This is a genomic window from Flavivirga amylovorans (assembly GCF_030540875.1).
Taxonomy (GTDB): Bacteria; Bacteroidota; Bacteroidia; order Flavobacteriales; family Flavobacteriaceae; genus Flavivirga; species Flavivirga amylovorans.
Genome location: NZ_JAUOEM010000006.1, coordinates 195,675 through 213,237, shown reverse-complemented (window position 1 = coordinate 213,237; position 17,563 = coordinate 195,675). Strand labels below are relative to the sequence as shown.

Annotated in this window: 17 protein-coding genes; 11 read left to right on the top strand and 6 right to left on the bottom strand. The window is 32.7% G+C overall.

Going from position 1 to position 17,563, the window contains the following annotated elements:
• Positions 1 to 146 precede the first annotated feature (146 nt).
• The gene (gene pruA / locus Q4Q39_RS17000; protein ID WP_303283754.1) at positions 147 to 1,775 is read right to left on the bottom strand and encodes an L-glutamate gamma-semialdehyde dehydrogenase; all 1,629 of its coding nucleotides are present in this window, start codon (positions 1,773 to 1,775) and stop codon (positions 147 to 149) included.
• Between the two features lie 151 nt (positions 1,776 to 1,926).
• Here pruA and Q4Q39_RS16995 point away from each other — a divergent pair, with 151 nt between their 5' ends.
• Together Q4Q39_RS16995 and Q4Q39_RS16990 are read left to right on the top strand one after the other, a co-directional pair.
• On the top strand, positions 1,927 to 2,652 hold the full coding sequence (locus Q4Q39_RS16995) for an NRDE family protein (RefSeq protein WP_303283753.1): 726 nt from the start codon (positions 1,927 to 1,929) through the stop codon (positions 2,650 to 2,652).
• Positions 2,645 to 3,637, top strand: a complete 993-nt coding sequence (locus Q4Q39_RS16990; protein WP_303283752.1) for a DUF6695 family protein — start codon at positions 2,645 to 2,647, stop codon at positions 3,635 to 3,637. Before Q4Q39_RS16995 ends, Q4Q39_RS16990 begins: the two co-directional genes overlap by 8 nt.
• Before the next feature lie 207 nt (positions 3,638 to 3,844).
• On the opposite strand, the gene apaG is transcribed toward Q4Q39_RS16990, so the two are convergent.
• The gene (apaG, locus tag Q4Q39_RS16985) at positions 3,845 to 4,231 is read right to left on the bottom strand and encodes a Co2+/Mg2+ efflux facilitator ApaG/CorD (protein WP_303283751.1); all 387 of its coding nucleotides are present in this window, start codon (positions 4,229 to 4,231) and stop codon (positions 3,845 to 3,847) included.
• A 111-nt stretch (positions 4,232 to 4,342) separates the two neighbouring features.
• Positions 4,343 to 5,593, bottom strand: a complete 1,251-nt coding sequence (locus tag Q4Q39_RS16980) for a type IX secretion system plug protein (protein ID WP_303283750.1) — start codon at positions 5,591 to 5,593, stop codon at positions 4,343 to 4,345.
• Positions 5,594 to 5,747: 154 nt separating this feature from the next.
• On the opposite strand from Q4Q39_RS16980, the gene Q4Q39_RS16975 reads away from it, so the two are divergent.
• The 6 genes from Q4Q39_RS16975 (at position 5,748) to nqrF (ending at position 11,823) form a co-directional block, all read left to right on the top strand.
• Complete coding sequence (locus Q4Q39_RS16975; RefSeq protein ID WP_303283748.1) at positions 5,748 to 7,103, top strand: Na(+)-translocating NADH-quinone reductase subunit A; 1,356 nt, start codon at positions 5,748 to 5,750, stop codon at positions 7,101 to 7,103.
• Positions 7,103 to 8,329: an NADH:ubiquinone reductase (Na(+)-transporting) subunit B gene (locus Q4Q39_RS16970; protein ID WP_303283747.1), complete on the top strand. Its 1,227-nt coding sequence runs from the start codon at positions 7,103 to 7,105 to the stop codon at positions 8,327 to 8,329. The genes Q4Q39_RS16975 and Q4Q39_RS16970 overlap by 1 nt, the downstream gene beginning before the upstream one ends.
• A gap of 2 nt (positions 8,330 to 8,331) precedes the next feature.
• Complete coding sequence (locus Q4Q39_RS16965; protein WP_303283746.1) at positions 8,332 to 9,072, top strand: Na(+)-translocating NADH-quinone reductase subunit C; 741 nt, start codon at positions 8,332 to 8,334, stop codon at positions 9,070 to 9,072.
• Positions 9,073 to 9,074: 2 nt separating this feature from the next.
• Positions 9,075 to 9,719 (top strand): NADH:ubiquinone reductase (Na(+)-transporting) subunit D, encoded by a 645-nt coding sequence (locus Q4Q39_RS16960; protein WP_303283745.1) that lies wholly within the window; start codon positions 9,075 to 9,077, stop codon positions 9,717 to 9,719.
• Positions 9,720 to 9,794: 75 nt separating this feature from the next.
• Positions 9,795 to 10,514: an NADH:ubiquinone reductase (Na(+)-transporting) subunit E gene (nqrE, locus tag Q4Q39_RS16955; RefSeq protein ID WP_303283744.1), complete on the top strand. Its 720-nt coding sequence runs from the start codon at positions 9,795 to 9,797 to the stop codon at positions 10,512 to 10,514.
• Between the two features lies 1 nt (position 10,515).
• Complete coding sequence (gene nqrF, locus Q4Q39_RS16950) at positions 10,516 to 11,823, top strand: NADH:ubiquinone reductase (Na(+)-transporting) subunit F (RefSeq protein WP_303283743.1); 1,308 nt, start codon at positions 10,516 to 10,518, stop codon at positions 11,821 to 11,823.
• 124 nt (positions 11,824 to 11,947) lie between these two features.
• On the opposite strand, the gene Q4Q39_RS16945 is transcribed toward nqrF, so the two are convergent.
• Positions 11,948 to 12,406, bottom strand: coding sequence for a Na(+)-translocating NADH-quinone reductase subunit F (locus Q4Q39_RS16945; protein WP_303283742.1), 459 nt, complete (start codon positions 12,404 to 12,406; stop codon positions 11,948 to 11,950).
• A gap of 111 nt (positions 12,407 to 12,517) precedes the next feature.
• On the opposite strand from Q4Q39_RS16945, the gene Q4Q39_RS16940 reads away from it, so the two are divergent.
• The gene (locus Q4Q39_RS16940) at positions 12,518 to 13,390 is read left to right on the top strand and encodes a DUF4846 domain-containing protein (RefSeq protein WP_303283741.1); all 873 of its coding nucleotides are present in this window, start codon (positions 12,518 to 12,520) and stop codon (positions 13,388 to 13,390) included.
• 87 nt (positions 13,391 to 13,477) lie between these two features.
• On the opposite strand, the gene Q4Q39_RS16935 is transcribed toward Q4Q39_RS16940, so the two are convergent.
• A complete protein-coding gene (locus Q4Q39_RS16935; RefSeq protein WP_303283740.1) occupies positions 13,478 to 14,224 on the bottom strand; it encodes a hypothetical protein in 747 nt (248 codons plus the stop codon).
• Between the two features lie 369 nt (positions 14,225 to 14,593).
• Positions 14,594 to 16,033, bottom strand: coding sequence for an SLC13 family permease (locus tag Q4Q39_RS16930; RefSeq protein WP_303283739.1), 1,440 nt, complete (start codon positions 16,031 to 16,033; stop codon positions 14,594 to 14,596).
• Between the two features lie 95 nt (positions 16,034 to 16,128).
• On the opposite strand from Q4Q39_RS16930, the gene Q4Q39_RS16925 reads away from it, so the two are divergent.
• Entirely contained in the window at positions 16,129 to 16,506 is a 378-nt protein-coding gene (locus tag Q4Q39_RS16925) for a DUF8840 domain-containing protein (protein WP_303283738.1), read from the top strand.
• Entirely contained in the window at positions 16,507 to 17,481 is a 975-nt protein-coding gene (locus Q4Q39_RS16920; protein ID WP_303283737.1) for an FAD:protein FMN transferase, read from the top strand.
• The last annotated feature ends 82 nt before the right edge of the window (positions 17,482 to 17,563 follow it).

Below are 17,563 nucleotides of genomic sequence, written 5' to 3'. Positions count from 1 at the left end.
TTAAACGAAGTACGATAATTTTTCTGACAAAACCAATAGTCTAAATTACAAAAACTTACATAGCAAAAAAGAAGCCATCTTAACTTTTAGATAGCCTCTTTTTTATATAAGTTTCCGATTATGAGATTCCTGCCTCCGCAGGAATTTTACTCCCCTAAAAACGGGTATCTATAATCCGTAGGCGTCACAAACGTTTCTTTTATCATTCTAGGAGATACCCAACGTAATAAGTTTTGCGCACTTCCTGCTTTATCATTCGTTCCAGAAGCTCTGGCACCACCAAAAGGTTGTTGACCAACAACAGCTCCAGTTGGTTTATCATTAATATAGAAGTTTCCAGCTGCATTTTGCAACGCTTCGGTAGCTTGAGTCACTGCATATCTATCTTTAGATAATATAGCACCAGTTAAAGCATACTCACTGGTTTCATCTACTAGTTTTAAAGTCTCTGCGTAAGCGTCATCTTCGTATACATAAATAGTAATTACAGGACCAAATAACTCTGTACACATGGTAGTGTATTTAGGATCTGTAGTTACTATAACTGTAGGTTCTATAAAATAACCTTTGCTTTTATCATAATTTCCACCAACGATAATTTCGGCATCGCTATCAGTTTTCGCTTGATCAATAAATTTTGCTAGTTTATCAAAAGAACCTTCATGGATCACAGCAGTTATAAAGTTACTCATATCTTCAGGAGATCCCATTTTAAAAGATTTTACATCTTCTATCACCATGTTTTTTACATCATTCCATAAGCTTTGTGGGATGTAGACTCTTGAAGCAGCACTACATTTTTGTCCTTGAAACTCAAAAGCACCGCGTACAATAGCAGTAGCTACTTGTTTTGCATTAGCTGATTTATGAGCAACGATAAAATCTTTACCACCTGTTTCCCCAACAATTCTTGGATATGTTTTATAGTTGTGGATATTATTTCCTATTTGTTTCCAAAGTTCTTTAAAGATAAAGGTAGATCCCGTAAAGTGTAACCCAGAAAAATCCGGACTAGCCATAACGGTATTGGTTATCATGACAGGATCACCAAAAACAACATTGATAACGCCTGGAGGTACACCAGCTTCTTCAAAAACATCCATAATCACTTTAGCAGAGTATACTTGACTATCACTAGGCTTCCAAACAACAACGTTACCCATTAACGCCATACAAGCAGGTAAATTTCCAGCAATAGCAGTAAAGTTAAAAGGCGTGACTGCATAAGTAAACCCTTCAAGAGGTCTGTACTCAACTCTATTCCAGGCATCACTTGTGCTTTCTGGTTGTTCCATATAAATGTCAGTCATAAACTGTACATTAAAACGTAAGAAATCTATAAACTCACAGGCAGCATCAATTTCAGCTTGATGAATCGTTTTAGATTGCGCAATCATGGTTGCAGCGTTTATCTTTGCTCTATAAGGTCCGGCAATTAATTCGGCAGCTTTTAAGAAAATACCAGCACGTTGTTCCCATGGCATAAGAGACCAGCTTTTTCTTGCCTCTAATGCTGTAGAAATAGCGTCATCAATATGCGATTTTTCAGCTAGATGATAGGTTCCTACAATATGCTTATGATCGTGCGGAGGAGACATAGTTCTGGTATTACCAGTTTCTATGTCTTTTCCATTTATATATAATGGAACGTCTATTTTGCTATTAAACATGTCTTTATAAGTACCTAAAACAGCTACTCTTTCAGGAGACCCCGGAGCATAAGATTTTACAGGTTCGTTTACGGCAATTGGAACGTTAAAAAAGCCTTTTCCCATGATTTTTAATTTTTCGTTATTGAATTTTCATTAAATGAGGTGCAAATTTACGAATTATTAAATGATAATTTATGTAATGCAGTTCCTAAAAGTGCGTTAAAATTTATTTATTTTTTGTAAGTTGCCTAACCGTATTCAGACTACAAATTTTATGTGCACAGTAACAATTATTCCAAAGGCTAATAATGGGTTTGTTTTAACTTCTAATAGAGACGAAGCTCCAAACAGAATATCTATCGAACCAGATTTTTATATCACTAACGGTGTTAAAACATTATATCCTAAAGATAGGCTTGCTGGTGGTACCTGGATTGGCTTAAGCGAAAAAAATAGAGTAGTTTGTGTATTAAATGGTGCATTTAAAATACACGAACGAAAATCAAGCTACAGGAAGAGTCGGGGCGTGTTAGCCAAAGACTTAATGATTGCTAATAATATAGAGGATGCAGTTGAAATTTATAATTTTCAAGATATAGAACCATTTACTATTGTAATTATAGATTGGAATACTAGTTTGAAATTCTATGAATTGGTTTGGGATGGTGTAAACAAGCATTTTAAACAATTGCCAAATGAGCCAAAAATTTGGTCTTCCTCCACATTGTATAATGAAGCTATGAAGCGAGAGCGATTAAGTTGGTTTGAATCTTTTAAAAAGGATCATGTGCTAGATGCCGTTTCCTTATCAAAATTTCATAGAACCGCAGGTATGGATAACGAAGATTTTGGAGTTATAATGAATCGAGGTTTTGTTAAAACTACCAGTATTACACAGGTGGTAAAAGAAGAAGATACAGTAACGATGCAATATGAAAACCTTCGTGATAAAGCAATTACAACTAAAATATTGAATCTTCCAGAAGTTGTAAATGGGTAATACAGGTATTATTTTAACATTAGCATATCCAGATACTATTGTTATGGTTTCTGAAGAATGGTTTTCTCCTTATTTAAGATTTCTTGGTGTTGGTAAAAAGAATTATTTAAGAGCTGGACATGCGGCTTTAGTATTAATTGATAAAAAAACAGGTGTTTTAGAATATCATGATTTTGGACGCTATATTACATCAGAGCCCAATGGACGAGTAAGAGGAAGAGATACAGACCATGAATTGGATTTTCCTATAAAAGCAACTATTGAAAACGGTAGTATTACAAACTTAAATGACATTCTAGAATTTTTAGGAACGCATCCTAAATTAACACATGGCGATGGTAAACTTGTGGCTTCTGTCTGTAATTTGGTTGATTACGAAAAAGCGAGAACACATATTACCAAAATGCAAAAACGTGAGTTTATCTATTATGCAGCTTTTAAAAAAAATGCGTGCAATTGTGCTCGTTTTGTTACAGATAGTTTAATAGCTTCGGTGACCAATCTAGATATTAAAAAGAAACTAGAAAACTCTAAATGGTTTACGCCCAGTACCGTTGGAAATGTGCTTTTAGCTGATACTGAAAATTATGTTTTTGAAGTATCTGAAGCAGGAAAAATTGCACAATTTAAAGGGTCTCAAACGAGTGAAAATTTGCGTTGTTTTTTAGATAAATTAAAAGACCATACACCTCATTTTGTAGGGACATTAGAACCTAGACCTGTTAAGGGATTGCATGAAAAAGCGCAATGGTTGTCTGGTATTGCTGCTGGTGCTTGGTTTGAATTAGATCAAACTGAAAAAGAATTAGAATACAGATTTAGGAGAGTTTCTCCTTATGGAAATATTGATGTTGATGCAGTTTTTGTTGTTGAAGACGATTCGTTTAATTATAATTTAGAATTTGAGTTTGTGCATTACTCTAATTGTAAGTTTTTTCACGTAGACCAAAGAGGGCGTGTTTTCAAATTTAAACGAAAAGTTTAACTTCTACGTCATTCTGAGGAGTGCCTAATCACGACGTGAGAATCTGTTTGTCGTTTACCTCAATTTGTATTTTGAGTTCGTAATAATCTGTTTGCCACTTTACTCCAGCTTAAGTTTTAAACACGTAATAAAAACAGGTTGTTACAGTGTACCGCCTTCATAATGCCAGTGTGTATTATTAAAACATGAAAAATTAGATTGATCTATTTAATTTATCGCAAAAGGCGCACTTAATTTAAAAGTAGGGATTGTTACCTGAAACTTTTTTGTAGTTGTAAAGTTTACCATACTGTAATGTCCTTGCATGGCTCCAAACGGAGACGTTAATAAGCATCCGGAAGTATATGTATGAGATTCCCCTGGTTTTAATACCGGTTTTTTCCCAATAACACCTTCACCAGAAACGACTTCAACATTATTTAAGGCGTCTAAAATTTCCCAATGACGTGCATTAAGTTGAACAGAGTCTTTACTTTGGTTTTCAATAGTCACGGTATATCCAAAGGCATACTGTATTTTATAATTTTTATAAAATGAACCTTCGAAAGTGGTCACTACCGATATTTTTATGCCTCTTGTTATTTGTTGAACCATGTTAGCTACTAGTATACAAACTTTTTGTTGGGCGCTAAAATAGTAAATATTAAGTGGTTAGTGGTAGTTTTTAATGTCTTTGGTTAAAAAACTAGTTGAAAAGCACGATTATTAGTTTGAAATGTTGATTGAATTACCTGCCCCTAGCCCAATAATTTTATCGTACCGAGCTCCTAAATCTCTATAGTACACAATAACTTTATAATCATTTTCTGTTTGGTAAAAGTTTCCGCCAATAGCACCTTCATCAATACTTTTATCTTTATTTACTACAACATACTTATAGTTATAAAAGCCTTGTTTTAGCAACATAGCATTTGTATAAACGTTGTGAGATTCGTTAAAAATCATTTTAGTACTGTCGTCGATAACGTAATTGTTAAAATTACCATATATATGAATGTCTTTGTTTTTTAAAGACTCAATAGGAAGTAGTGAAAAATGCATCCAAACATAATCTGCTTCGATACTTGGATTTTCTGCGTCAATATTTAGAATGACATAATTACCATTAATATCTGGATTATAGGTGTATGGTCTGGTTGCTCTCTCGAAGTTTGTATATAAGTAATTGTGATATAAATCTTTTAGATCGATACTTTGTACGCCAGTATTTGCTGCACGAACATCTTTGTTTTCAAAAAACAAATACTCGTTGCCACTCCAAAAACTAGTTTCTGCATCATATTTGTAAATTAACTGATTACCAACAGTATATTGTGGTTTTATATTTGAAATAGCAGTGTTTAGATTATTATTTTGAACAATGACAACTCTTACGTTTTGAATGGGGTTGTTAAATGGCATGTTATTAGAATCAATAACAATTTCTATACGTTGTTTTTCTTCAACAAATTGAACGTCGCGAGATCGTTTAACACTAACACCAACGGTAGCTTTATTTTCGTAAATCATAAATTTTCTTGAGAAAACGAGCTCATCATCGCTATTGAAAATAGAAAGCATGTAATTTCCCGAAACTTTTAAACGCCTAGTTTGTGCATTAGGAATAGTTAGGGTGTAATGCGAATAAATTTGATAAGAGTTGAATGAATTTTCGTAATTTCTAATACGTTGATTGTCAAAGCCGTCCATGTATTCCGATTTTACCAAAACAGACGGTGTCCAGTCAAAATTAAAATGTTCAACTGTATAGTAATAATCATCTTCATCACCGTTTAAAGCATCAAATTCTAAAACAACATATTCCCCAAGCCTTAAAATAGGTAATTGTGTTTCAGGGGTATTGCCTTTAAAATTAATTGTTTTAATATAATCTGGAGGTGCAACTTCTTCAACTTGACTAAAAGCAATATTAGACACAAGAAGAATGGATAATAAAGCAATAAATTTTAGCGGCATTGTAGGACAATTTTTGTAAATATAAACAAATTTAATGCAGAAAGTAAAACTTATTCCAAATAGGGTAAAATTCTATTCAATTTATTATGAAAACTGTATTTAAAATTTGTATTTTTGCACCGATTTTTAGACAACTAATTACAATAAAAAAAATATGTCAAACGACATTCGCATTAAAAAAGGTCTAGACATTAAACTTAAGGGTGAAGCTGAAAAAACCTCTGAAAAGGCAATAGTCAGCAACTTTTATACTTTAAGACCTGAGGACTTCCACGGCGTTATACCTAAATTAATTTCTAAAGTTGGAACTAAAGTAAAAGCAGGTGAACCTGTTTTTTTCGATAAGTCTAACGAAACTATCAAGTTTACTTCTCCAGTTTCTGGTGAAGTTTTAGAAATTTCTCGTGGTGAAAAACGTAAAATTTTAGCAATTAAAATCCAAGCAGATAAAGAACAAACCTACCAAGATTATGGTAAGTTTGATGTAAATGCTGCAGATTCTGAAGCTATCAAATCGCATTTATTAGCATCTGGTTGTTGGCCGTTCGTAAAACAACGCCCATACGATGTTATTGCAAATCCAGATAAAGCTCCAAAGGCTATTTTCATATCAGGATATGCTAGTGCACCATTAGCAGCAGATTTAGATTTTACGTTACAAGGAAAAGAAGCAGAATTACAAGAAGCAATTACAGCCTTAGGAAAACTTACCGAAGGCAAAGTACATGTGTCTGTAGGTAAAAATGGAACGTCTCCATTAGCTGGCTTAACAGGTGTTACATTGCATAATGTTTCTGGACCACATCCTTCAGGGAATGTCGGAACACAAATAAACAAAATAGATCCGGTAAATAAAGGAGAGGTTGTTTGGACTGTTAATCCTCAAGATCTTGTTATTATAGGAGAGCTATTATTAACAGGGAAGTTTAACGCAGAGCGTATTGTCGCATTAGTTGGTTCTTCAGTAGAAAAGCCAAGATATTTTGTTACCAAAATAGGAAGCGAAGTCGCTACTATTGTTTACGATAAAGGCATTGCTAAAGATTCTCACGATCGTATTATTTCTGGTAATGTTTTAAGCGGAAAACAAATTAAGCCAGATGGTCATTTAGATTACTATAGCAATGTAATATCTATAATTCCTGAAGGTGATGATTACGAGTTTTTTGGATGGAACAAGCCTATTTTTAATAAAATATCTACTTCTAGAGCGTTTACTTTTTCTTGGTTAACTCCTAAGAAAGCGTATGATTTAAATACCAATACAAATGGTGAACATCGTGCTTTTGTAACAACAGGAACCTACGAAGAAGTATTTCCTTTAGATATCTATCCAATGCAAGTTTTAAAAGCTTGTTTGTATAAAGATTTAGATGAAATGGAAGCTTTAGGAATGTATGAAGTAGCTCCTGAAGATTTTGCATTAACAGAATTTGTTTGTGTGTCTAAACAACCACATCAAAAAATTATAAGAGAAGGTTTAGACTTAATGCTTAAAGAAATAGGATAATGGGTTTAAAAGAAAGTTTACATAATTTTAAGGAAAAGAATAAAGATAAGAAGTGGTTACCTGCATTTTCTGCAATCCACACGTTTTTATACTTACCAAACGAGACCACACATAATGGAACTCATATAAAAGTTGCCGACGATTTAAAGCGTACCATGAATACCGTAATTATGGCCATGGTACCATGTTTAATTTTCGGAATGTTTAATGCGGGTTACCAACACAATATACAAGTTGGAGAAGCTCAGGCAGCAGCAGGAAGTTTCTTTAGTTCAGAGTTTTGGACTATGGCTAACTTTATGATTGGTTTCTGGAAAATACTACCATTAGTAATTGTATCTTATGGTGTTGGTTTAGGAATTGAATTTATATTCGCCATCATTAAAGGACACGAGGTAGAAGAAGGGTACCTAGTAACAGGGATGTTAGTGCCATTAATTGTACCAGTAGATATTCCACTTTGGATGTTAGCCGTAGCAGTTATATTTGGTGTTGTTATTGGAAAAGAAGTTTTTGGAGGAACAGGAATGAATATTCTTAACCCAGCATTAACGATTCGTGCATTCTTATTTTTTGCGTATCCTACATGGATGTCTGGAGATAAAGTTTGGGTTGAAGGTGCTGTGGAAAGAACAAATGAAATTGTAGGTGGAGCCAATCTAGATGCCATTTCTGGTGAAACCATATTAGGAAGCTTGGCACAAGGAAAAGAAGCCGGATACGAGGTCATGGATATGTTCTTAGGATTTATTCCAGGTTCGATTGGTGAAACATCAACCTTGTTAATCCTGTTAGGTGGATTATTCTTAGTCTTCGCAAAAATAGGAAGTTGGAGAATCATGTTGTCTTCTGCTCTTGGAGCCATAGTTATGGGACTAATCTTTAATCAAGTAGTTGATTCTGGATGGATTACAGAAAGTAGTAAATTCTATGGTTTAATGAGCACGACTTGGTGGCATCATTTACTAATTGGAGGTTTTGCCTTTGGTACGGTGTTTATGGCTACAGATCCTGTAACTGCGTCCCAAACGAATAAAGGAAAATGGATTTACGGTTTCTTAGTAGGATTTATTTCTATTTTAATCCGTGTATTCAACCCTGCATATCCAGAAGGTGTTATGTTAGCGATTCTATTAATGAACGTATTTGCACCAACAATTGACCATTATGTGGTTCAAGGTAATGTAAAACAAAGAATGAAACGTTTAAAAGCAAAAACAGCTTAGTCATGAGTAAAAAAACGGATTCAAATATATATACAATACTTTTTGCCATCGCTATGGTAATAGTAGTAGGAGGGTTGTTAGCATTTACAGCTTCTGCCTTAAGACCTAGAATTGATAATAATGAACGCTTAGAGAAGCAGCAAAACATTTTGTATGCTATGGGTGTTAATGCAAACGATGAAAGCAGTGCGATTTTCGTTTCTACAGATGAAGCTCCAGAGTTGTTCTCTAAATACATTACTAAGCAATTAGTCATACAAGGTGATGATGTAACAGAAGATCCTGAAGCATATTTAATCGATGTGAAAAAGGAACAAACTAGTGCTAAAGCAGGAAACAAAAGAAGACTGCCATTATTTGTTGGTACTAAAGATGGTCAAACATTTTATATAGCACCAATTAGAGGTAAAGGGCTTTGGGATGCTATTTGGGCTTATGTTGCCATGGATGCTAACATGGTTGTTCAAGGCGCTTATTTTGATCATAAAGGAGAAACAGCTGGTTTAGGTGCTAATATCAAGCAACGTTATTTTATGGACGATTTCATTGGTGAAAGCTTAATGAGTAATGGAAGTTTTAAAGGTATTACAGTTGCTAAAGGAAACAATGATCCAAAGAATATAGAAAAAAATGATAACGAGGTAGATGCAATAGCAGGCGCAACTATTACCGGTGACGGAGTTTCGGCAATGATTAAGTCTGAGTTAAGACAGTATGTATCTTATTTTAAAACATTGAAATAATTATGGGACTTTTATCAAAAAAAGACGCAGCATTAATTAAAGATCCATTAGCAGATGATAACCCTATTACTATTCAAGTACTAGGAATATGTTCAGCTTTAGCAATTACCGCCGAATTAGAAGCAGCAATCGTAATGTCTATTTCTGTGTTGTTTGTATTAGGAATAGGAAACGTGGTTATTTCTTTAATGAGAAATATTATTCCATCAAAAATTAGAATTATTGTACAACTAATTGTAGTTGCTGCTTTAGTAATTATAGTTGATCAAGTGTTAAAAGCATTTGCATACGAATTAAGTAAAACACTTTCTGTTTTTGTAGGATTGATTATTACAAACTGTATCATCATGGGACGCTTTGAAGCATTTGCATTAGGAAATGGCCCTTGGCGTTCATTCTTAGATGGAATAGGGAATTCTTTAGGATATGGTGTTATTTTAATTATAGTCGCATTTTTTAGGGAATTACTAGGAGCTGGAACTTTATTAGGAATTAAAGTTTTAGGAGATCCTATTGAGAAAACTGGTGTATACGCATTTGGTTATGAAAATAACGGATTTATGTTATTAGCACCAATGGCATTAATTGTAGTTGGTATTATTATCTGGGTACAACGTAGTAGAAATAAAGCATTAATAGAAGATTAAATTAGTATGCAGTTGGCAGTTCCAGTAAGCAGTTACTGAGCACTGAACACACTGAATACTGAATACTGAAAAAGTATGGAACATATAGAATTATTTTTCAAATCAATATTTATAGACAACATGGTGTTTGCCACATTCTTAGGAATGTGTTCTTACCTTGCTGTATCTAAAAAGGTTTCTACGGCTGTTGGGCTTGGAGCCGCAGTAATATTCGTATTAGCAATTACAGTGCCTTTAAACTGGTTATTAGATCAATTTCTTTTACAACCAGGAGCATTAGCATGGTTAGGAGCTGAATATGCAGATTACGATTTAAGTTTCTTATCATTCATCATGTTTATTGCAACGATTGCAACCATGGTGCAATTAGTAGAAATTGTTGTAGAGAAGTTTTCACCATCATTATATAATTCATTAGGAATCTTTTTACCGCTTATAGCAGTAAACTGTGCTATTTTAGGAGGTTCTTTATTTATGCAATCTCGTGAAATTCCAACATTAGGATTAGCAACAACTTATGGTATTGGTTCTGGTATTGGATGGTTTTTAGCGATTTTAGCCATTGCAGCTATTCGTGAAAAAATTAGATATTCAAATGTACCACCAGCATTAAGAGGTTTGGGAATTACATTTATTATCACAGGTTTAATGGCGATTGGTTTTATGAGTTTTGGAGGTATGTTAACTGGAGGCGATGAAAGTCCAAAAGAAGATAAAATAGTTAAAGTTGAAGAGTCTAAAGAAGATTCTGAAAAAGATAAAGTGATAGCTAACAACATAAAAGTAAATAAGTAATATGATATTAGCAGCAGGTACATTAGGAACTATAGTAGCGACGGTAACAGCATTTTTAATTATTACGTTGTTGTTAGTAGCTTTACTACTATTTGTAAAACAAAAATTGTCACCATCTGGTCCAGTAAAAATCACTATCAACGGTGAAAGAGAAATTGAAGTAGCTTCTGGAGATAGTTTATTATCGACATTAGGTGCTCAAAAAATATTTTTGCCATCTGCATGTGGTGGTGGTGGTACATGTATTCAATGTGAATGTCATGTATTAGAAGGTGGAGGAGAAGCACTTCCAACAGAAACACCTCACTTTACACGTAAAGAGTTAAAGGATGGTGCTAGGTTATCATGTCAGGTTAAAGTAAAGCAAGACATGAATATTACCATACCAGAAGAAGTGTTTGGTATTAAAAAATGGGAAGCAACAGTTGTACGTAATTATAACGTAGCATCTTTTATTAAAGAGTTTGTTGTTGAAATTCCTGAAGATATGGGATATAAAGCAGGAGGGTATATTCAAATTGAAATACCTGAGTGTGAAATTAAATATTCAGACATTGATATTACTGCGCATCCAGAAGAGCATGAAACCCCAGATAAATTTCAAGCTGAATGGGATAAATTTGGTCTTTGGCCTCTAGTAATGAAGAATTCTGAAACAGTAGAAAGAGCCTATTCTATGGCTTCTTTCCCAGCAGAAGGGCGTGAGATTATGTTGAATGTTCGTATTGCTACACCGCCTTGGGATCGTGCTAAAAACGGATGGATGGATGTTAATCCAGGAGTAGCATCTTCTTATATTTTTGCTCAAAAACCAGGTGATAAAGTAACTATTTCAGGACCTTACGGTGAGTTCTTTATTAATGAATCCGAAAGTGAAATGCTTTATGTTGGTGGTGGTGCTGGTATGGCGCCAATGCGTTCGCATTTATATCACTTATTCAAAACATTAAGAACTGGAAGAAAAGTAACATATTGGTACGGTGGACGATCTAAACGTGAGTTGTTCTATTTAGAGCATTTCTATGAGTTAGAGAAAGAGTTTCCTAATTTTAAATTTTACTTAGCTTTATCTGAACCAATGGAAGAAGATAACTGGAAAGTAAAAGAAAACATTGATGCTCCAGGTGATGGTTTTGTTGGATTTATTCACAATTGTGTCATTGATAATTATTTAAGTTTACACGAATCACCAGAAGATATAGAATTATATTTCTGTGGACCTCCATTAATGAACAATGCAGTTCAAAAAATGGGAGAAGATTTTGGTATTCCAGATGAACATATCAGGTTTGATGACTTTGGAGGCTAGATAAGTTATTATGTATTAAGAATTGTAAATCCGTGTTTATAATACGGAGCTTAAATAAAGTAAAACCCGACAGCAATGTTGGGTTTTTTCGTTTACAATATAATTTGTTGTATCAAAACTTTATTTAACTAGAAAAATCCAATTTATATTTCGGTTTCTCATTTTCAAATTCAAATAGTTTCGTATAATCCATAACATTAGAGATATTATCTAAATGGCATAAAAATGTCACAACGTCATTTAAACCATTAAATAAAATATCCTTATCAGTAGAGTTTTTAGGTTTTTCATTTTTATAATGGAGAGGTAATGTATACCCACAGGCTTTCAAAAAAATAGTTTCAATTTTTAATAATTCCAATGGTCTATAGCCATTAAATTTTCTGCCAAGTGTTTCATGTACTTTGCCGATATAATTCAATTCTAATGAACCATGTGTATCCGAAATGTATTTCCAGCTATCAGTATTGTCCAAAATATTTCCAACGGCACATTGCTTGCAACATTCTGGATTTAATTCATTATTATGAAACGCAGTATATAACTTTTTTAAGGCCTGTTCTAAACGTTTTGAAGTTTTCATAAGCATGATTTTTACATTAAATTACTAAAAAATATAAAACTAAACTGTTAAAATTAGTCATAAACTTTTAATAGTAAGATACCAAGCCTTAAAGATAAGCGTTAAATGAGCATGAAAAGACTTCTTGTTTTTGTTTTAATTCTAGCTGTGATTAGTGTTGTAATCATTCAGCTAAAGCCTGTTGAAAATAGTACTAAAAATTTTGTGGCTAAATTGGAAATAAGCCCCGGTTTATTAAATAAAGATAGCCTTACAATTAAATCCAGAGTAAATACTCCTAATGGTTATAAACGTGTGTCATATCCTAAAGGTTCTTTTCAAGATTATTTACGTAATTATAAATTAAAATCGTTTGGAGCTAAAGTTATTAATTATGATGGTTCTGAGTATTATTGGCAACAAGGTCACATTGGAATATTAGATATTCCTGTGCCTAAAAACGGATTACAACAATGTGCGGATGCTTTAATAAGAGTGAGAAGTGAATATCTATGGGTAACTAATAAAAAAGATGACATTGGGTTTAATTTTACCAGTGGGCATTATTGTTCTTGGATAAAATATGCAGAAGGATATAGACCTAAAATTAATGGCAATCGAGTAACATTTCACAAATTAGCTTCAGCAAATCATTCTAAAGATAATTTTTATAAATATTTAAATTTGATTTACATGTATTCAGGTACACTTTCATTGTATAATGAACTGCCAAAAATTGAATATGCAAAAGATCTTAAAATTGGAGATATGCTTATTAAAGGAGGCTCACCAGGACATATTGTTATGATCTGTGATGAAGTTATAAATAGTAAAGGAGAGAAACTATATTTATTGTTTCAAGGAAATACTCCAGCTCAAAGTGTTCATTTGGTTAAGAATTTAGAAGATTCTGAGCTCTCACCTTGGTACAGGCTTAAAAAAGATACTGTCATTCCCGTATCAAACTATACATTTATGAATTCTAAATTTGTTCAATTTAAATAACTGTACTTTAGGGGCAGTGAATTATGGGTATAAAAAAAGCTTTACCAGAGTAAAGCTTTTTTTATTATTTAGTGTTTAATTAAAATATTAATCTTCTAAATCAGATTTGTTATAAACCCAACCTGGTAATGCAGAACTATCAAAGTTAGGCTTTCTTGTTGTGTTTACATTTTCAAAACAAGAAGCATATACTAATGATTTAACACTTAAGATGTCATACACTTTATCATGTTGTTCTTTTGTGAAAGTTCCAAATACAAGGTTTGGATCAACAAATTTATATGCACCATCTTCTAAAATAAAAGCAAACATAGTTTTTACATCACTTTCATAAAAATCGGTGTTTTTATCGTAATCAGCTTCATTATCAATATAACTTTTTCCAGCTACTAAAAGATATTCGTTTCCTGATTTTACATTTTTCACCGCAACGGTACCTCTAAACAATAGATGGTAGTCATCGTTGTATAATCCTGGTTTTCCTTTTAAATTGTCTTTACTTCCATTATACACTTTTTCAAAATAAGGAGTACTAAGACGTTCTAATTTACTAGAATGTACATGTTTTAAGAATTCTTCTTTTGTTTTAAAGTAAGAAGGTAAGTTTTCGGCACAATATCCAGGGTACCATTTTGGTGTGTATTCAGAATGTAATAATTGATGACTCCCTTTTTTAAAGATTACAGGACGCTCATAAACTCTTGGATTATAAAAATTATAATTACCAATTTTAAATAATTCGCAGCCATCATTATTGGCATTTTCTTTTACACTTGTTTTACAAGAAACAATAAAACAAAAAAGCATTAGGGTTTTTAATATTGTTTTATTCATAATTAAAAGTATTGTTGTAAAACTTAAAATTGGTGGTTTCAAGCTTTACATGGTTAAATTCATTAAAAGAATAAACTCAACATTTATTCTATTTTGGGTTCGTTAGCATGTTATTAAGTTGATAAATTTAAGTCAAAATGACTGTCCCTTAATTCATTTTTTTTAATAACGGGGTAAATATAAATTTATTTTTGAATAAAGCAGATAAAAAGCACAAATAATCGATAAAATGCTTATTTTTTGTAGAAAAATCTTATTATTTTTTTATTCTGTATGTTTAGGATTACTTAATGCTTTGATTTTTTGAGAGGAAAGTACGATTGATTTGTGGTTATATAGGTTAAAAGTTTCTATTTAATTGTTTTTTTATTAAAAGACTAATGGCAAAATAAGCTTGAATAATACAATAAGTAACATGACTGCAATTATATTAATTATTATGCCAACCCGAGCCATTTGATTAACTTTTATAAAACCACTGGCAAATACAATCGCATTGGGTGGAGTAGCCATAGGAAGCATAAAAGCACAGCTACTGGCTATGGTTACTGGAACTAATAAATATAGTAATGGAATTTCTAAACCAATAGCGATACCTGCTACTACAGGTGCTAGAACGGCTACTAATGCGACATTACTCATTAATTCTGTCATAAAAAGCATGAGTATAATTAACAAGGAAGCCATGAGTAAAACACTAATATCACAGGTCGAAATAGCTGTAGCCACCATATCAACAATACCAGTAGACGACATACCTTTTGCCAAAGCCAAACCACCACCAAATAAGACTAAAATGCCCCAAGCTAGTTTTTGAGTATCATTCCAAACCAAAATAAAGTCACCAGTTTTTAAATTAAAAGGTATAGTAAAAAGAGCTACAGCTCCAAAAACACTAATCATGGTATCTGAAATGCCAAGCCCTGGAATTAATGAATTAATAAGGCTTCTAAATATCCAAAGAAAGACAACAATTGCAAAAATAACAAGCACATGCTTCTCTTTAGGTGATGTTTTTCCTAGTTTTTTCAGTTCAACATTTATAGCTTCTTTTGAAGCGTTAAATACAAGACCTGTATTTGGGAACATCCATTTAACCAATATAAAGTAAATAATAGTAATTAAAATAATTGAAAAAGGTAAGCCAATAAGCATCCATTTAAAAAAGGAAACTTCTATATGATACTCATTTTCCAATAAGCCTATTAAAACAGAATTAGGAGGTGTGCCAATAACTGTTGCGATACCTCCTGCATTGGCTGAAAAAGCAATCCCTAGCATGACACTAAGAGAGAAATTCTGATCATTTTTAGAGAAACCATCGGAGTCATCAATTAATAGTTTTATAACAGACATAGCTATTGGTAACATAACTACAGTACTGGCTGTATTACTTATCCACATACTCATAAAAGCAGTAGCAATCATAAAACCAAGAATAACTTTATTGGGTGTAGTTCCCGTCTTTTTTATGATATTTAAAGCGATTCTTTTATGCAGGTTTACTTTCTCTAAAGCTAAGGCTAACACAAAACCACCAAAAAACAAGAAGACTATTGGGCTTCCGTAATTAGAACCTACCTCTACCATAGGCATCACTTTAAATAGTGGGAATAATAATAATGGTAAAAGTGAAGTTACAGAAATAGAAACGGCTTCGGTTATCCACCAACATACCATCCATATAGTAGTAGCGATTACTGTATCTGCCTTTTCAGAAACAATCTCAAAAGGTAAAGCTTGTAAAATAGTGAAAAAAATAGGGCCTAGTATTAATCCGATTTTTTTAGAGACAGGGTGTTTACTCATCTAGAATATTATATAAAGAATACTAATTTATAATTTATAAATTTAAACATTTTTAAATCTGGTGTTAGTTGAATATTAAATATTAATTTTGTCTTATGAGTAAACCACTTACAGAACAAGAGTTGCATAATTTGGCTATGAACCATGTTGGAGAAGATCTAGAAGAACGTGGTTTCGAATTTATAGCCGTGAATAGTAAACTAAAAAAGCATCCGCAATTTGTTTGTATCGATAAAAATAAACAGTATTATTTTGTGATTGTGAGAGCTGTGATATTACCGGATAATCCTAATAATTACGATGTTGTTTGGATGGAATCCTTTAAAAAACATGCTCGTGAAAAAGATGCAAAAGTTTTATATGCTGGTGTTGGATTGGGTAATTTGGATGAAAAAAAAGGCCCTATTTTTTTAAATGAAGAATATCTTTTAGAATATAATGGTATACAGGTTTTAGAAACGAATTTTAACTAAATGAAACAGATCACAATACTATTGATTCTTTTATTATTAACTTCTTGTAAAAAAGAATTAAAAAATACGAAGCTTTCTGGAAGTATTTTTGGAACATTTTATGAAGTAACATATAGTTCTAATGTAAATTATGAAAAACAATTTGATAGTTTGTTCCATGTGGTTAATAAGTCCATGTCTACGTATCAAACAAACTCAGATATTTCTAAATTGAATAGAAATGAAGTTGTTGAAATTGATGCACATTTTAAAAAAGTATACCAAGTTTCAAAACAAATTTATGAAGAAACGGAAGGCGCTTTCGATCCTACCATTGGTGCCATTGTAAATGCTTGGGATTTTGGTCCTGAAGGTAAAATAGTGAACTTAGATAGTTTAAAAATTGATAGTTTGATGTTAACTGTTGGTTTCAATAAGGTTCTCATAAGGGATCATACTATTACAAAGCCAAAAGGAACCTTTTTAGATTTTAATGCCATAGCAAAAGGGTATGCCGTGGACATTATTGCAGAATTCTTGGATAAGAAAGGCGCTCAGAATTATATCGTAAATATAGGAGGAGAGCTTCATGCTAAAGGGATTAATATTGAAAAAAACAGTGGATGGACGGTTGGTGTCGAGAATCCTAACTTTGATGGTACTCAATCGCTTTCCAGAACGCTTGTTTTAACTAATGAAGCGATGGCAACTTCGGGAACGTACAGAAAGTTTAAAATAGATAAAGACGGCAATCGGTATGCTCATATTATCGATACAAAAACAGGATATCCGAGTAAAACTAATCTGCTAAGCATTTCTGTAATTGCTAAGGATTGTATGGTTGCTGATGCCTACGCAACGGCTTTTAAAACCATGGGGATTGAAAAAGTGAAAGTTTTTTTAAAATCACACCCAGAACTTAAAGTGTTTTTGATTTTTGAAAATGATAAAAAAGAACTGGAAACGTTGGCTTTGAATGGGTTTGCAGAGAATTAGAAGACAGAACTCATCTTGACTTTTTCTATTTCCTAAAAAATAATTGAAATTTGTCCATATTTCTTTAATTTTCTTGTCCGTA

Bases quoted from the DNA above. Each gene is read 5' to 3' on its own strand.
- pruA (WP_303283754.1), bottom strand. From the start codon at position 1,775: ATGGGAAAAGGCTTTTTTAACGTTCCAATTGCCGTAAACGAACCTGTA.
- Q4Q39_RS16995 (WP_303283753.1), top strand. From the start codon at position 1,927: ATGTGCACAGTAACAATTATTCCAAAGGCTAATAATGGGTTTGTTTTA.
- Q4Q39_RS16990 (WP_303283752.1), top strand. From the start codon at position 2,645: ATGGGTAATACAGGTATTATTTTAACATTAGCATATCCAGATACTATT.
- apaG (WP_303283751.1), bottom strand. From the start codon at position 4,231: ATGGTTCAACAAATAACAAGAGGCATAAAAATATCGGTAGTGACCACT.
- Q4Q39_RS16980 (WP_303283750.1), bottom strand. From the start codon at position 5,593: ATGCCGCTAAAATTTATTGCTTTATTATCCATTCTTCTTGTGTCTAAT.
- Q4Q39_RS16975 (WP_303283748.1), top strand. From the start codon at position 5,748: ATGTCAAACGACATTCGCATTAAAAAAGGTCTAGACATTAAACTTAAG.
- Q4Q39_RS16970 (WP_303283747.1), top strand. From the start codon at position 7,103: ATGGGTTTAAAAGAAAGTTTACATAATTTTAAGGAAAAGAATAAAGAT.
- Q4Q39_RS16965 (WP_303283746.1), top strand. From the start codon at position 8,332: ATGAGTAAAAAAACGGATTCAAATATATATACAATACTTTTTGCCATC.
- Q4Q39_RS16960 (WP_303283745.1), top strand. From the start codon at position 9,075: ATGGGACTTTTATCAAAAAAAGACGCAGCATTAATTAAAGATCCATTA.
- nqrE (WP_303283744.1), top strand. From the start codon at position 9,795: ATGGAACATATAGAATTATTTTTCAAATCAATATTTATAGACAACATG.
- nqrF (WP_303283743.1), top strand. From the start codon at position 10,516: ATGATATTAGCAGCAGGTACATTAGGAACTATAGTAGCGACGGTAACA.
- Q4Q39_RS16945 (WP_303283742.1), bottom strand. From the start codon at position 12,406: ATGAAAACTTCAAAACGTTTAGAACAGGCCTTAAAAAAGTTATATACT.
- Q4Q39_RS16940 (WP_303283741.1), top strand. From the start codon at position 12,518: ATGAAAAGACTTCTTGTTTTTGTTTTAATTCTAGCTGTGATTAGTGTT.
- Q4Q39_RS16935 (WP_303283740.1), bottom strand. From the start codon at position 14,224: ATGAATAAAACAATATTAAAAACCCTAATGCTTTTTTGTTTTATTGTT.
- Q4Q39_RS16930 (WP_303283739.1), bottom strand. From the start codon at position 16,033: ATGAGTAAACACCCTGTCTCTAAAAAAATCGGATTAATACTAGGCCCT.
- Q4Q39_RS16925 (WP_303283738.1), top strand. From the start codon at position 16,129: ATGAGTAAACCACTTACAGAACAAGAGTTGCATAATTTGGCTATGAAC.
- Q4Q39_RS16920 (WP_303283737.1), top strand. From the start codon at position 16,507: ATGAAACAGATCACAATACTATTGATTCTTTTATTATTAACTTCTTGT.